Consider the following 13924-nt stretch of genomic DNA (forward strand, 5'->3'; position numbering starts at 1 on the left):
AGCCGCAAGGCGGGCCGATTTCGCTTTATCACTGTCGTACTTTGTTGCTCGTTCGAACGCCAGTTCCACAAGCCTGGCCACGTCCCGGTCACCAAGCCGGCTCAGATATCGGATCCTCGGGCTGTGGCCATCTTGTCGCAAACGATCGACAATCGCATTCTCCGATCCTTGCCTACATCCCAATACGGTAAGGATCGGCCCGCCTTGGGCGACCTTTGACATCACCCGATCAAAGACCGACTTAACATCTGGATTGACGTCGTCAATCGTGAGGACGTACTCGGGAAGTTCAGCGCGCCTACGTCGCCATGGTGCTCGCCCAGGACACCGAGTACCTGCTGCTCGACGAGCCGCTGAACAACCTCGACATGCAGCACGCGGTCTCGATGATGGCGCGGCTGCGGCGGGCCGCCGACGACCTGGGCAAGACCGTCGTCGTGGTGGTGCACGACATCAACTTCGCCTCCGCCTACGCCGACCGGATCATCGCGATGACCGAGGGGCAGATCCGGTACGTCGGCACCCCGGCGGAGGTGATGACCTCGGCGGTGCTCAGCGACGTGTTCGCGACGCCGGTGACCGTGCTGGACGGGCCGGGGTACCCGCTGGCGGTGTACTACCGGGGGTGATCGGGACGGCGCCCAGACCGATGATCCAGGACAGGTCACCAGTCGGGGGTCGTGTCGCCTCGGACTCCGTCGGGCGAGACGAGGTCGTCCACCGTCCACACGCCCGAGTCCGCAGGCCCCGGGTCGAAGTACCCATAGCGCAGCCCCGCCATGGTGCCGTCGCACGGGCCGCCGAGACCCGCACCCGGGTCCTTGGTCGACGAGTAGCTGGGGTTGGTCACCTTGAGCACCCCGTCTTCGATCTCGAGCAACGACTCGATCAGCACGGGCTCAGCATCACGCAGATCCTGCCCGTTCACGTCACCGATGGGCACGCACGAACTCACCAGATAGGCACCATCAGCCCTTTCGACCACATCCACGATGACAGCGCTACCCGGGCCGTCCGGACCGTCATCCGTGGGCGTCACGCCCTCCGGATGACTCCGTGCCTCGCGCAGCTGTGCGTCGTAGTACTGCTCGTACAGCCACCTGCGGGTGGAGGCCGCGAGATCGGGCGATGACCAGTCGTGCGTGTAGCTCGCTACTGCGGTCGCCATCTCGTGCTGCCGGAGGGTCTGCACGGCGATGTCGTCTGCCCACTTCCCGTCGTCCGGCTCCCCGTAGGGCCACACGATCCGCAGCGGCTCACCTGCGGTCGTCTCACCGACCGTCACGGATGTCGATGGCCCCGGGGCCGGGGCCTGCCGATCCGACGGCAACGCGCACCCCGCGAGCAGCACGCCAGCCACCAGCACCCCACTCCATCGCGAGACCCTCCGCCAACCGTTCATGCTCCGGCCTCCACTGCGTGCCAGGCGAGGTTGCCTCGTCGCGCGTCGTAGTCGCTCATCGCGCTGTCCACCCATCCCTGCTGCCGGTCCGGTTCGATCGGGTTCCCGGTCGATCGCTCGTACGCCTCGGCGATCGCCTGCGCCGCCGCGTCCAGTGCGCTGCGTGCGGCCGCGTCGCGCTCGACCTGGGCCACGACGCTCTGGTCGAGCGCCTGCCGCATCGCTTCGAGGGGATCGGGGATCGCCGAGGCTGCGGCATCCTGCGCCAGGCCCGAACCCACGTCCCAGATCGCTGCGCCGAGGCCCGTGAGCGCGGGCGGGGTGTCGAGGGACAGGAGGCCGGTGACCGTGCCGACACCGTCGAAGAACGACTTCTCCACGAGGGCAGTTCGCACGGCCTCGGTGACGTGGACGCCGACCTCCGCCCCGTCGGCCAGGGCGAGCGTCGCGGCGATCTGCTTCATCGCCGCGGTGATGTCCTCGCCGTACGTTGCCGCGCTCGGATCGATCGACGACAACACAACAGTGGTCGTCTGCGCGACCGCCACCCCGTAGGCGTCGGTTCCCGCCTCCAGCGTTGCGGCGACCCCGAGCAGTTGGCCGAGATCGGCGAAGTCGAACACCGGGATCGACAACCCTGGCCCATATCGTGTGTCGGCGGCGGTGATGTGAGGCTTCTGCTCCTTCACCGCTACTGCGTACTCTCTCGGCATCTCCGTCAGCGGCACGTCGCAGATCAGCGGGAGCATGTCGCCGATCGCCCCGGCGATCGCCCCGCTGCCGGACGAGGAGATCGTCGCCGACGTGTACGACTCGTTCTGCGCGAGCTGTCCCATGATCTTCGAGACCGTATCGGCCCAGCGTTCGACGGTGTCCAGGTCCAAGGACTCAGGGTGATCGAGCCCGCCCTCGACGTGGAAGATCCCGTCCCACAGCGCACCGACGCCGGCGAACCCGTCACCGGGCAGCCCGCCGTCGCGTTCGCCGTACCAGTACTCGATCCGTCGATCCCCGAGGTCGGGGTCGGTGAGCCAGTCGAGCGCGGCGTCGGGGTACTGGCCGAGCGTCCCGAGCACCGCACCACCCGGGTCGACGCCGCGCCGGGGGTCGTCCAGCAGCCGGTTCGCTGCCAGCAGGGCCGCGCCCGAGGTCCCCACGCCCCACCAGCTCGTCCCCTGCTCGCGCTCGACGGCATCGATCCGGTCGGCCATCTCGACGGTGAGGTTCTTGCCCATCGGGTCGCTGCGCCAGTCGCCGAACAAGAACGCGACCGCACCACCGGCCCGGCCGGCACCCATCAGCTCATCAGCAAACGCCCGCGCCTGCGTGCGGCCCCAGGTCGCCGAGCCCGCCGACAACGCCGCCTGGACGGCCAGCGCGAGCGCCAGCGCAGAACCCGCCTGGTCACCCCCGCGCTGGAAGTCATCACCCAGGGCATTGACCAGCCCCGCTGTCTTCGCGCCCCCGAGGGTGTCGAAGTACTGGCTCATCAACCTCGCCGACCCGCCCCACGCCGCCAGCAACGCCGACAACCCCGCCACCGCATCCGGGTCACCGTCCAGGACCTGCTCGGACAGCTCGACCAGCGCATCACGCACCGCCAGGGTCGTGAACTCCTCCGGACGCGTCATCCCCGCCGCAGCCATCGCCGCACCCACCACCGTCCAGTCAGCCACCGGCGCGGCCTGCAACGCCCCGGCCGCGATCCGATCCGCGGACTGCCTGCGCGCCACCAGGTCCTCGCGCTGCAGCTCCAGACCTGACTGCACGCCGAGGGCCGCCGTCAGGCGAGCCTTCGCGCGCTTCTGCGCGTCGGTCAGATCGTCGCTCTGCGCGTAGTGCGGGACCACCCGCCGCGCCGCGGTGATGTCGTCCTGCGCGTCCTGCCACGACCGCTCGATCCGCGCAGCCTCCTCCGCGATCGACTCCACCTCACCCGCATACGTCTGCAACGCCGCCGCATACGGAGCCAACGCGTTGATCAACCCGCTGAGGTCAGCCAGATACGACGACCCCGTGGCACGGAACGCCTCACCGGCCTCCCCGGACCACACGGTCGGCGTCACCGCGTCGATGTGACCCCGGAAACGCGCGCGCGCCTCGTCCAGGCACCACACCAGGGTGTCCATCGTGATCGCCCGCGCACGCACTTCCGCGGTGTCACCCGCACCCGGATCCTGAGCAGTCCACTGCACCACGCCAACCCCCTCAGATCGCCGCGTCGGTCTCGAGGAACACCTGCACCGCATCAGCAGTCCCCTGACCGATCCGGAACATCTCCCCCGCGGCACCCAGCAGCTGGTTCACCACGATCGGGGTCAGCGCGCGCAACGCCGCATCGACATCCGCCGACCCGCTCGCGCACGACGGCCCCCACCCCGGGTCGGGCATCATCCGCGAGACATCACGGATACCGGAACCGGCATCACGGATGGCGGGAGCGTCGATCACCAGGTCAGCCACGGCGAGTCCTCACAGAGTCGAACGATCGGTCGGCGGGCGGGACCTGCTCCGCCCTCCGCGTCGCCCTTGACCTGAGAGAACGCCGGACGACGCTCCCCTCGAAGGGACCGTAACGACCGATCGCGGAGCGCGAGCGCCCGCGTAGGGGTTTCCACTCACGCGCGGGCGGGATCGGTCCGAGCCGGCTGTGCGCCACCGATCTGATCCGAGCAATTTGGCCAGATGACTTGGTCGTATGGCCAGATCGACGCACCGTGGTGCCACCAGCCCGGTCCGAGGAGGCCACCGTGATCGTCATCAGCCCCGCCGCACCCGCCCACACCGACGAGGCCGTCCGCGTCCTCACCCACGCGTTCCGCACCGATGCCGTCATGTCCGGGATGCTCGGCGGCCCCGAGGCCACCCGCACCGAGCGCCTGTCCCACCTGCTGCGCGCGATCGTCCGCGGCGGCCTGCGCTCCGGGCTGGTCGACCTCGCCCGCGAGGAGGGTGCGCCGGCGGTGCTCGGGGTCGCCGTCTGGGGCTCCCCGCGCACCCGACCGGGCACCCGGCTCGGCGACACGATCGCCGACCTCGGCTGCTACCTGCGCGCCTTCGGCCTGACCGGACTGCGCGGCGGCGCCCGGGTCGAGGCCCTGATGGAGGCGGCCCGCCCCGCCGAGCCGCACTGGTACCTCAAGGCGATCGGCGTGGACGCCACCGGGCAGGGGCGCGGCGTCGGCTCCGCGCTGCTCGACCACCGGCTGCGCCAGATCGGCACCTCCCCCGCCTACCTGGAGGCGTCCACCGACCGCTCCGCCGCCCTCTACGCCCGGCACGGCTTCACCTCCCTCGGCCCCGTGCCCGGCTTCGGCGGCCCCGCACCGATCTCCATGTGGCGGCCCGCCGCGGTGCTCGTCGCCGCCGGAGCCCGCTGAGCGTGCCCGTCGCACACCCGCCGACCGCAGGTCGTCCGGGATGATCGACCCCGTGACCCGAACCCGCCAGCACCTGCCCGCCGCCGAGCGCCGGGAGCAGCTCCTCGACGCCGCCGTCGACGTCATGCGCACCGGTGGCATCGCCGCCGCCACCACCCGCGCGATCACCGAGCGCGCCGGCGTGCCGCACGGGGTGTTCCACTACTGCTTCCGCAGCAAGGAGGAGCTGTTCGCCGCACTCCTCGACCGCGAGCTCGACGCCTCCCTGCGCCAGGCCTGGGACGCCGTCGGCACCGCTGACGACCTGCGCTCCGGCATCGCCGCCGCCCTGCACGCCCTGCTCGACCGGGTCCGCACCGACCCCGAGTACCACCTGCTCACCGCCGAGCTGGTGGACGTCGCCGCACGCACCCCCGACCTCGCGCACCTCGCGCTCCGCGAGCAGACCGCCTACGTCGACCACGCCGAGACCATGCTCCACACCTGGCAGGAGACCAGCGGCACCCGCGTCGCGGTCGACCTGCGCACCCTCGCGCACGCGCTGGTGTCGGCGTCGACCGGGATCGCGGCCTCCTGGCTCAGCACCCGCGACGACGCGGCGGCACGGGCGACGGTGGACCTGCTCGCGGAGGGGCTGGCGGCCGTCGCGCGGTGAGCGTCAGCCCGGCGGTGTGAGCGAGAAGGTCCAGGCACCGAGGGCGAACAGCGCGACGATCAGCAGATTGATCCCGGTGGCCAGCAGGTACTCCGACGGACGCACGCCGGGCGTGAACGGCTCCACCCACCTGCCGAGCATCACCCAGGTCAGGACGGCGCACGCTCCGAAGCACATGACCGCGACAGCTCCCTGCCAGCTCGGGTGCGAGATCAGCACGCCCGCCATCGCCAGCGCGACAGCACCGAAGACCCCGACGCAGGAGAGGCGGACCGCCAGCAGGCGCCGGCCGGTGAACTTCCGAGGAATGGCCACGGAAGCACGGTAACGACACGAAGCACCGCTCCAGGCTCGGGCATGTCGAAAACTACGCACGGCACGTCTGGACGATCCGGATCACCGCTACGTTCGAGGAATCCGATCGAGGAGGCACCGTGACGTTCCAGGTCGACATCGACAGCATCGACGAGGCCAGCAGCACATTCCTGAACCTCGCACCGGCCACAGCCTCGGCGACGACCTATCTGCACGCCCACGTCGGCCTCGACGGATTCGGTGACAGCGGGATCTTCGTCTCGGCGATCGGGGTCCTCGACCAGATCCGGAGCGCCGTGGACGACGAGCTGGCGCATCTGCGCGACCTGCTCACCGCGACAGCCACCGAGCTGGCCGCAACCGCGTCCCACTACCGCACCACCGATGAAGCGGCCGCCACGAGGCTCGACCGGCTCTATCACTACCAGGCGACGACGCAGTTCGGGTCGGGACGGCAGGAAGCCCGATGACCGACCCGGAAGCAACGCTCGTCGCCCCCGTCGCGTCCGCACCGATCCCTGACATCGTCGATCAGCTCCTGCACTTCCCCGACCTGGTCGCGCCGAGCACCTGGCTCGTCGCGATCCTCGACCAGGTCTGCGGGATGAATCCCGCCGACTGGCTGACCGCTCGCGTCTCCGGCGACTGGGAGCGGATGTCTCGAGCGTCGTCCGCGTTGGAGCACCTGGCGGAGTTCCACGAGTCCATGGCCACCGGGCTCATCGCCGCGCGCCGCGATCTCGGCGATGCGTGGGAAGGCGAGGCCGCCGAGGCAGCACTCGCGTATCTCGGCCGTCTGGCCAGGGCCACGGACGAGCAGGGCCCTCCGCTGCGCACGATCGCCGGGGAGGTCGACAACATCGCGCAGGGGATGAAGTCGACCCAGGAGACCCTGCTCGGTCTGCTCGGCATGCTGATCGACTACGCCATCGCCGCAGCCATCAGCGCGGCAGCCGCGGCGTCGACCTCGTGGACCGTGGTCGGCGGACTCGTCGGTGGCGGTGCGACCGCCTACTCCATCGCTCGGGCCGTGCAGCTCTGGCTCGAGATCATCGGCGTCCATGCACGGGCGGTGGCCATGGTGGACGCCCTGGTCGGTCTTGCCGCGGGCTACCTGGGATCCATCCACGGGTTCGCGACCCACCCGTTGCCCGCCGGTGCATATGACAACAGGCAGGTCCCGTGAACGACTCATCCCAGCCTCTGCTGAGCATCACCACGAACGATCCCGCCTTCGACCGACACCTGCGCCGACAGCTCGTCGAGCTTCGCGACCGAGATCCCCAGAGCCCGTTCGGGCAGATCCTCGACGACGTGCTGCGCGGACGCCGATCGCTCCGAGACGCTGCCCGCACGCCGGAGTGGGACGCAGCGATCTCTCCGGCCGCTGCCGCCCTCGCCGAGCACTGGGCCCAGCTGCCCGACGCGCAGCGCGAGGCCGTGCTGCGCGAGTCGCGTGATCGCGCCGGCCACCGCCAGGGCAGGGAGGAGCCGTGACGACAAGCCATCCCACCCCGCCGACCGACGATTCCTCCTTCACCCACCTCGCGGCGCTGGTCGGCGCCGCCGACTTCACGCTCGATCCGGCCGCTACCGCGGTTGTCGGCATCGGTGCGACGCCGGGTCGCGACTACCTCGCCCCCTTCCTGACCCCCGCGGAGCTGGACGCAGCGGTCCAGCGCGGCGCCTGAGCCAGCCCCTACCCCCGCACCAGCCGCTCCACCGCGCGCAGCTCCGCCCGCAGCCGCCACAGCGCGAACCGCCGGGTCGCGAACGCCTCCGCCCCGCGGTACCCGCGCGGCACGCCCTCGACGGCCATCACCGTGCACAGGTACGCCCGGTACAGCCCGAGCCGGGTCTGCACCTCGGGGGTGAACACCAGCGGCCGCCCGGTGGCCTCGGCCAGGCCTGCGAGGAAGTCGGTGGCGCGGCGCGGGTCGGTGAACAGGGAGGTCGAGACGAGCTCGGCGAGCGGGTCGCCCCAGAACGCGCGCTCGCCGTCGACCACGGCCTCGATGTGGTGGCCGCCCTGGTGCGGGACGACGAAGACGTTGCCCTCCCACAGGTCGAAGTGCGTGAGCACGGGTTCGCGGACGACCGCGAGCGCCGGGGTGGCCGCGTCGACCAGCGCGAGCACGCGGTCCGGCGACCAGGGCAGGCGCACGCCGAAGCGCTCGGCGTCGTCGAGCACGGCGGCCATCATGAGCCGGAACGCCTCCGGCCAGGTGTCGGCGGACAGCGCACCGTCCGGGCGGTCGTAGCCGAAGCGGGTGCCGGTGACGGCGCGCAGCCGGCCGACCAGGGCGCCGAGCTCGTGCTGGACGGCGGCACGGTCGGAGGCGGGCAGCGACCGGCGGACCGCGCGCAGCGGGCGGCCGTGCAGGCGCTCCATGAGGAACAGGTCGCGGGGCACGCGGGTGCGGGACAGGTCGACGCCGAGCACGGCGGGCACGGCGACGACGCCGGCGACACGCTGGTAGAAGTCGATCTCGGCGCGCATGAGGTCGCGCTCGTAGATCAGCAGCGGGACGTCGGGCGGCGGCGCGACCTTCAGCACGGCCTGCGTGCCGTCGGCGAGGGTGATCGCGCCGGCGGTGTTGAACATGCCGTCGGTGAGGTCCTCCACCCGCACCACCGGTGACGCGGTGCCCAGCACCTCGCGGACGACGGTCTCCAGGTCGGCGCGGTCGAGGGCGACCTTCGTGCGGCTGTGCATCGGGACCTCTCCGGTGGGGGCGCGGGTCCGGACCCGGCCGCGCTCCGGCGGGCGAGCGCCGATGCCGACCAGATGGTCCGTATCGGCACGGTAGCGCAGGTCAGACGCCGCTCAGGCCGCGGGCCACTCCGCGGGCCGCCCGAACAGGTAGCCCTGCCCGTACCGGACGCCGAGCGCGCGCAGCGTCCGGCACTCCTGCTCGGTCTCGACGCCCTCCGCGACGAGCACCGATCCCATCGACCCGGCGAACAGGTCCACGGACCGGGTGAGGGCCTGCCGGACGGGGTCGGCGTCGATCCCACGGATCAGCTCGATGTCGAGCTTGATCGCCGTCGGCCGGAGCTGGAGCACGTGCCGCAGGCTGGAGAACCCGGCGCCGGCGTCGTCCACGGCGACGTGCACCCCGTGCGCCTTGAGCTCCTCGGTGACCTCGACCAGCGCGCCGTAGTCGGGCACCGGCGTGTGCTCGGTGATCTCGACGCCGACCGCCGGGCCGTGCGGCAGCAGCAGCGCGGCGGCGCGCGGGTCCAGCAGCGCCTCGGCGGACAGGTTGACCGCGACCCAGGCGGGGTGGCCGAGCTGCTCCACCCGGTCCAGCGCGGACTCCACGGCCAGCAGCTCGAGCTCGACGCCCAGGCCGGCCTGCGTGGCGGCGGTGAAGGCGTGCACCGGCGTGGGGAACACCGCGGCGTCGAAGCGTGCGAGCGCCTCCAGCGCGACGGTCTCGCGGGTGTCGAGCCGGACGATCGGCTGGTAGACCATGTGCACGTCGCGGGTGTCCAGCAGGGCGCGCACCCGGCGCACCCGCTCGCTGACCGCCGGCCGGTGCGGCAGGCCCAGGCAGCCCATCCGGTCCTCGACCAGCGCCGCCGCCAGACCCATGATCCGCACGGCGTCCTCGTCCAGCAGCGGGTTCGCGCCCCGGCTCAGGCAGCACAGCATCCCCACCGGCCGCCCGTCCGGGCCGCGCAGCGGCGCACCGACGTAGGAGCCGATCCCGAGGTCCGCGGTGACGGCGAGCTCGCGCGTGACCGGGTGCCGTCGGGCGTCCGGGATCGCCGGCGGCAGCGCCCCGGACAGCACACGCACGCAGTACGTCTCGTCGATCCCCCGGCCCTTGCCGACCACCAGCCGCATCGGCCGCGGGTCGCCGCTGGTGGCGAGCACGACCTCGTCACCGCCGGTGAACGCGGACACGAACGCGATCTCCATGCCCAGGTGCTCGCGCACCCGCGCCAGGATCTGCCGGACGTCACGCTCGTCGTCGATCTGCGCGACCCGGTCCTCGGTGACACTCATGCAGCCCCCCGCTGACGAGCCATGACCTCGATCACGTCATGCTAGTGAGAGCATCGGCATCAGCCAGCCGGGCACGAGCCGGACCCGGGTGAATCGCCCGAGCGGAGCAGCGTGGACACCGACGTCCACCATCCGGTCGGGTGGCGCAGAGCACGCTGCCGACGCCCCGCCGGCGTGTGAGGATCGGGGGATGGAGACCCCTGTCACCGCGCCCGGAACCGGCGCGATCCCCGCCCCCGCCGCTCCTGCCGACCAGCCGACCCGGCTCTGGGTCGAGCGCACCGGCACCCGTACCTACACCGGACGCTCCTCGCGCGGCGCCGAGGTGCTGATGGGCCCGGTGTCCGCCGGTGCGGTGTTCACCCCCGGCGAGCTGCTGAAGATCGCGCTGGCCGGCTGCTCCGGCATGAGCGCGGACACGGCGCTCAGCCACCGTCTCGGCGACGACGTCGCGGTGACGATCCACGTGGACGGCGACAACCACCCCACCGAGGACCGCTACACCGCGATCCGCGAGCAGATGGTGGTCGACCTGACCGGGCTGGACGAGACCCAGCGCGAGCGGCTGCTGCGCGTGGTGCACCGCGCGATCGACGAGCACTGCACGGTCGGCCGCACGGTCAAGCAGGGCGCCACGGTGGACCTCGAGGTCACGGGCGAGTGAGCCCGCTCACGGGTGCGGGACCGGCGCGGCTGGTCGCGGCGGCGCTGGACCGCGCCGTCACGATCCCGTCCGCGACGATCCACGCGCACGTGGCCCAGGTCCGGCGCCGCCACCCGGAGGCCGGGCCGGCGGAGGTCGTCGCGCTGCTGGAGAAGGAGTACCTGCTGGTCGTGCAGGGCACCGGCGGTGCGGTCGGTGCCGCGGCGGCGGCCCCCGCGGTGGGGACCGGCGTGGCGCTGGCGCTGACCGTGGGGGACGTCGCGACGTTCTTCGGGGCGTCGGCGGCCTTCGCGCTGGCGGTGGCGAGCGTGCACGGGATCGAGGTGCACGACGCCGAGCGGCGCCGGGCGCTGCTGCTGGCGACGATCCTCGGCGAGTCCGGGGCGAAGGCGATCGCCGACGAGGGCGCGCTGACCGGCCTGCGCGGGGTGCGGATCGCCCGGGTGCTGCTGACCCGGATGCCGACCGGCACGATCAAGCGGGTCAACTCGCGGCTCACCCGCCAGCTGCTGCGCCGTCAGCTCGCCCGGCAGAGCGGTCTGGCCGTCGGCCGCCTGGTGCCCTTCGGCATCGGCGCGGTGATCGGCGTGACCGGGGCGCGGGCGCTGGGGCGCACGGTGGTCACCGGGGCGCGGTCGGCGTTCGGGCCGCCGCCGCCGGAGTTCGTCGGCCTGGTGCAGGTGGTGGAGACCGGCGCGGCGCCGCGCCTGGTGATCGAGGGGTCGGGCGCCGGCGGATCGGAGGCCCCGGACGCCCGCGCCGCGGCGCCGACGGACGGCTGGCACGAGGTGCGCTGACCGCACCGCCCGCTCGCACCGCCGCCCCGGGCCCGCCCCCGCCGCTCACCAGCGGTCGTGCACGTGCTCCCGCACCCGCTCGTCGTACACCCGGCGCAGCCCGTCCAGCGTGGTCGCGTCCAGCGGGTCGATCACGTCCGCGCCCGCGTTGGCCCGCGCCTGCTCGGGGCTGCGCGCCCCGGGGATCACGGTGCTCACCCCCGGCTGGTCGATGATCCAGCGCAGCGCGACCTGCGCGGTGCTCGCCCCGGCGGGCGTGAGCGCGGCGACCTCGCGGGCGGCGGCGACCCCGACCTCGTAGGGCACGCCGGAGAACGTCTCGCCGACGTCGAAGGCCTCGCCGTGCCGGTTGAAGGCGCGGTGGTCGGTCGGCGCGAAGGTGGTCTGCTCGGTGTACCGCCCGGACAGCAGCCCGCTGGCCAGCGGCACCCGCGCGACGATGCCGACCCCCGCCTCGGCGGCGGCGGGCAGCACCCGCTCCAGCGGCTTGCGCCGGAAGGCGTTGAGGATGATCTGCACGCTGGCCACGTGCGGGCGGGCGATGGCGGTCAGCGCCTCGTCCACCGTCTCCACCGAGACGCCGTAGGCGGCGACGCGCCCCTCGGCGACCAGCGTGTCCAGGGCGTCGTCGGTGGCGTCGCGGCCGAGCACGGCGGTCGGCGGGCAGTGCAGCTGCACCAGGTCGAGGGTGTCGACACCGAGGTTCGTGCGCGAGCGGTCGGTCCACGCCCGGAACGCGTCCAGGGTGTACGCCTCGGCGACGTGCGGGTCGGCACGCCGACCCATCTTGGTGGCGACGAACGGGCGGGGCGCCTCGGCGGGCAGCGCGGCGAGGTAGCGGCCGACCAGCCGCTCGGAGCGTCCGGCGCCGTAGACGTCGGCGGTGTCGAAGAACGTCACCCCGGCCTCGGCGGCCGCGGTGAGCACCGCGAGCGCGTCGCCCTCGGCCACCTCGCCCCAGTCCGCGCCCAGCTGCCAGCAGCCCAGACCGACCACCGAGACCTCATGACCCGTCCTGCCCAACATCCTCGTCCGCATGGCTCCGAGCGTATCGGCCTCTCAGGCGCGACAATGGTGCGACGCGGGCAGGGGGTCCGGTCTCCCCCGCGCACGCACGGGCGACGACAGGAGACCACCGAGTGATCGAGCTGGACCCCGGACGGGGGCCGACCGCACGCGTCTCGCGGATGCTGCCGCTGGACGCGACCGAGGCGTGGCCGCTGGTGGCCGACGCCCGCCACCACACGCGCTGGGTGCCGCTGACCCGGGTCGGGCTGGACGGCCGGGACGGCCCGGTGGCGCCGGACGCGGAGCCGCAGGTCGGCGACCTCGTCATGGCCGTCTCGGGGCCGGGTGCCCGTCGGGGCTGGCCGGGGCTGGTCGACCGGATGCGCGTCGAGCGCTACGAGTGCCCGCTGGACCCGGTGCCGGGTGTCGCCGTGTTCGTGAAGCTCGGCCCGGTGATCCTGGGCACCGCCCGGATCGAGGTCGAGCCGGTCGCGCCGGGCTGCTCGCGGGTGACCTGGTCGGAGTCGGTGCACCTGCGCGGGCTGCCCCGGGCGGCGACCTCGTGGATCGGCGCGGTGCTGCTGGACCTCATGGTGACGCTGGTCCTGCGCCGGATGCTGCGTGAGGCGCAGCGGCTCGCCGCCGGACGCCCCCGCCCGGAGGAGGACGAGGCTGCCCCGATCGCCACGCAACAGATCGCCGCCAGAACGCCGATCCACGCAACGAACTGCGGGCACCCGCGCAACGGCACGGACTGATCGGGGCGTCGATCGGCTCGTAGGCTCATCGGGACGTGCCCTCGACGACGCGGTCCCGTCTCCCGGATCCACCGCCCCCGAGGAGCCCTCGCGCATGACCACCCCGCAGCCGACCCCGCGCCGCTACCTGATGTGCGAGCCCACGCACTACACGGTGTCCTACGAGATCAACCCGTGGATGGACTCGACGCGATACACCGACGCGGACCTGGCCGTGCAGCAGTGGCGCACCCTGCGCGACACCTACCTGTCGCTCGGGCACACGGTCGAGACGATCGACCCGATCCCGGGCCTGCCGGACATGGTCTACGCCGCCAACGGCGCCACCGTGGTCGACGGCCTGGTCTACTCCGCGAAGTTCACCTACCCGGAGCGCCAGCCCGAGGGCCCGGCCTACGAGAAGTGGTTCGCGGACCACGGCTTCCTCACCCACACCGCCGAGCAGATCAACGAGGGCGAGGGCGACATCCTGTCCGTCGGTGACGTGCTGCTGGCCGGCACCGGCTTCCGCACCGACCGCGCCGCCCACCGCGAGCTCGCCGCGCTCACCGGTCGTGAGGTCGTCTCGCTCGAGCTGGTCGACCCGCACTACTACCACCTGGACACCGCGCTGGCCGTGATCGTCTCCGACGCCGCCGCCCCGCTGGTCGCCTACTACCCGCCGGCGTTCTCCGCCGACTCCCGCGCGGAGCTGGAGCGCCGGTTCCCGGACGCGCTGATCGCCACCGAGGCCGACGCCGCCTGCCTGGGTCTGAACGCGGTGAGCGACAACCTCAACGTGATCGTCGCCCCCGGCGCGGTCGACCTGGCCGCCCAGCTGACCGCGCACGGCTTCCGCCCGCACCCGGTCGACACCAGCGAGCTGCTCAAGGGTGGCGGCGGCGCCAAGTGCTGCACCCTGGAGATCCGACCCGCCCGCTGACCCCGCCG

The 13924-nt window shown here is 72.6% G+C and carries 17 protein-coding genes and 1 pseudogene; 11 read left to right on the forward strand and 7 right to left on the reverse strand.

Annotated elements, in window-relative coordinates:
* Positions 1-290: 290 nt before the first annotated feature.
* Positions 291-629: pseudogene (locus tag ACZ5HG_RS15635) on the forward strand (ATP-binding cassette domain-containing protein); the annotation flags it as partial.
* A 35-nt stretch (positions 630-664) separates the two neighbouring features.
* Here ACZ5HG_RS15635 and ACZ5HG_RS15640 read toward each other — a convergent pair.
* The 3 genes from ACZ5HG_RS15640 to ACZ5HG_RS15650 are packed head-to-tail and all read right to left on the reverse strand — an operon-like array spanning position 665 to position 3865.
* Positions 665-1360, reverse strand: a complete 696-nt coding sequence (locus ACZ5HG_RS15640; protein WP_464177950.1) for a hypothetical protein — start codon at positions 1358-1360, stop codon at positions 665-667.
* Positions 1361-1398: 38 nt separating this feature from the next.
* Positions 1399-3600 (reverse strand): hypothetical protein, encoded by a 2202-nt coding sequence (locus ACZ5HG_RS15645; RefSeq protein WP_464177952.1) that lies wholly within the window; start codon positions 3598-3600, stop codon positions 1399-1401.
* A gap of 10 nt (positions 3601-3610) precedes the next feature.
* On the reverse strand, positions 3611-3865 hold the full coding sequence (locus ACZ5HG_RS15650) for a hypothetical protein (protein WP_464177954.1): 255 nt from the start codon (positions 3863-3865) through the stop codon (positions 3611-3613).
* 287 nt (positions 3866-4152) lie between these two features.
* Here ACZ5HG_RS15650 and ACZ5HG_RS15655 point away from each other — a divergent pair, with 287 nt between their 5' ends.
* Both ACZ5HG_RS15655 and ACZ5HG_RS15660 read left to right on the forward strand, forming a co-directional pair.
* Complete coding sequence (locus ACZ5HG_RS15655; RefSeq protein ID WP_464177956.1) at positions 4153-4782, forward strand: GNAT family N-acetyltransferase; 630 nt, start codon at positions 4153-4155, stop codon at positions 4780-4782.
* A gap of 52 nt (positions 4783-4834) precedes the next feature.
* Positions 4835-5437 carry a TetR/AcrR family transcriptional regulator gene (locus tag ACZ5HG_RS15660; RefSeq protein WP_464177958.1) on the forward strand — a complete coding sequence of 201 codons (603 nt, stop codon included), beginning with the start codon at positions 4835-4837 and terminating at the stop codon, positions 5435-5437.
* 3 nt (positions 5438-5440) lie between these two features.
* Here ACZ5HG_RS15660 and ACZ5HG_RS15665 read toward each other — a convergent pair whose 3' ends face one another.
* The gene (locus ACZ5HG_RS15665; protein ID WP_464177960.1) at positions 5441-5752 is read right to left on the reverse strand and encodes a hypothetical protein; all 312 of its coding nucleotides are present in this window, start codon (positions 5750-5752) and stop codon (positions 5441-5443) included.
* Positions 5753-5871: 119 nt separating this feature from the next.
* On the opposite strand from ACZ5HG_RS15665, the gene ACZ5HG_RS15670 reads away from it, so the two are divergent.
* The 4 genes from ACZ5HG_RS15670 to ACZ5HG_RS15685 are packed head-to-tail and all read left to right on the forward strand — an operon-like array spanning position 5872 to position 7443.
* Positions 5872-6222, forward strand: a complete 351-nt coding sequence (locus ACZ5HG_RS15670; RefSeq protein ID WP_464177962.1) for a hypothetical protein — start codon at positions 5872-5874, stop codon at positions 6220-6222.
* Positions 6219-6938, forward strand: a complete 720-nt coding sequence (locus tag ACZ5HG_RS15675; protein ID WP_464177964.1) for a hypothetical protein — start codon at positions 6219-6221, stop codon at positions 6936-6938. The genes ACZ5HG_RS15670 and ACZ5HG_RS15675 overlap by 4 nt, the downstream gene beginning before the upstream one ends.
* Positions 6935-7249: a hypothetical protein gene (locus tag ACZ5HG_RS15680; protein ID WP_464177966.1), complete on the forward strand. Its 315-nt coding sequence runs from the start codon at positions 6935-6937 to the stop codon at positions 7247-7249. The genes ACZ5HG_RS15675 and ACZ5HG_RS15680 overlap by 4 nt, the downstream gene beginning before the upstream one ends.
* Positions 7246-7443, forward strand: coding sequence for a hypothetical protein (locus ACZ5HG_RS15685; RefSeq protein ID WP_464177968.1), 198 nt, complete (start codon positions 7246-7248; stop codon positions 7441-7443). The genes ACZ5HG_RS15680 and ACZ5HG_RS15685 overlap by 4 nt, the downstream gene beginning before the upstream one ends.
* Before the next feature lie 8 nt (positions 7444-7451).
* Here the strand turns inward: ACZ5HG_RS15685 and ACZ5HG_RS15690 are convergent, their stop codons facing one another.
* Both ACZ5HG_RS15690 and ACZ5HG_RS15695 read right to left on the reverse strand, forming a co-directional pair.
* Positions 7452-8468 carry a phosphotransferase family protein gene (locus ACZ5HG_RS15690; RefSeq protein WP_464177970.1) on the reverse strand — a complete coding sequence of 339 codons (1017 nt, stop codon included), beginning with the start codon at positions 8466-8468 and terminating at the stop codon, positions 7452-7454.
* 111 nt (positions 8469-8579) lie between these two features.
* A complete protein-coding gene (locus ACZ5HG_RS15695) occupies positions 8580-9767 on the reverse strand; it encodes a sensor domain-containing phosphodiesterase (RefSeq protein WP_464177972.1) in 1188 nt (395 codons plus the stop codon).
* Between the two features lie 190 nt (positions 9768-9957).
* Between ACZ5HG_RS15695 and ACZ5HG_RS15700 the strand changes: the two genes are divergently transcribed.
* Both ACZ5HG_RS15700 and ACZ5HG_RS15705 read left to right on the forward strand, forming a co-directional pair.
* Complete coding sequence (locus tag ACZ5HG_RS15700) at positions 9958-10431, forward strand: OsmC family protein (protein ID WP_464177975.1); 474 nt, start codon at positions 9958-9960, stop codon at positions 10429-10431.
* Entirely contained in the window at positions 10428-11228 is an 801-nt protein-coding gene (locus tag ACZ5HG_RS15705) for a hypothetical protein (RefSeq protein WP_464177977.1), read from the forward strand. Before ACZ5HG_RS15700 ends, ACZ5HG_RS15705 begins: the two co-directional genes overlap by 4 nt.
* Positions 11229-11273: 45 nt before the next feature.
* Here the strand turns inward: ACZ5HG_RS15705 and ACZ5HG_RS15710 are convergent, their stop codons facing one another.
* Positions 11274-12266 carry an aldo/keto reductase gene (locus ACZ5HG_RS15710; protein WP_464177980.1) on the reverse strand — a complete coding sequence of 331 codons (993 nt, stop codon included), beginning with the start codon at positions 12264-12266 and terminating at the stop codon, positions 11274-11276.
* Between the two features lie 101 nt (positions 12267-12367).
* Between ACZ5HG_RS15710 and ACZ5HG_RS15715 the strand changes: the two genes are divergently transcribed.
* The gene (locus tag ACZ5HG_RS15715) at positions 12368-12994 is read left to right on the forward strand and encodes an SRPBCC family protein (RefSeq protein WP_464177982.1); all 627 of its coding nucleotides are present in this window, start codon (positions 12368-12370) and stop codon (positions 12992-12994) included.
* A gap of 94 nt (positions 12995-13088) precedes the next feature.
* The gene (gene ddaH, locus ACZ5HG_RS15720) at positions 13089-13916 is read left to right on the forward strand and encodes a dimethylargininase (protein ID WP_464177985.1); all 828 of its coding nucleotides are present in this window, start codon (positions 13089-13091) and stop codon (positions 13914-13916) included.
* Positions 13917-13924 lie beyond the last annotated feature (8 nt).

The organism is Cellulomonas sp. GTC20042 (assembly GCF_055389595.1).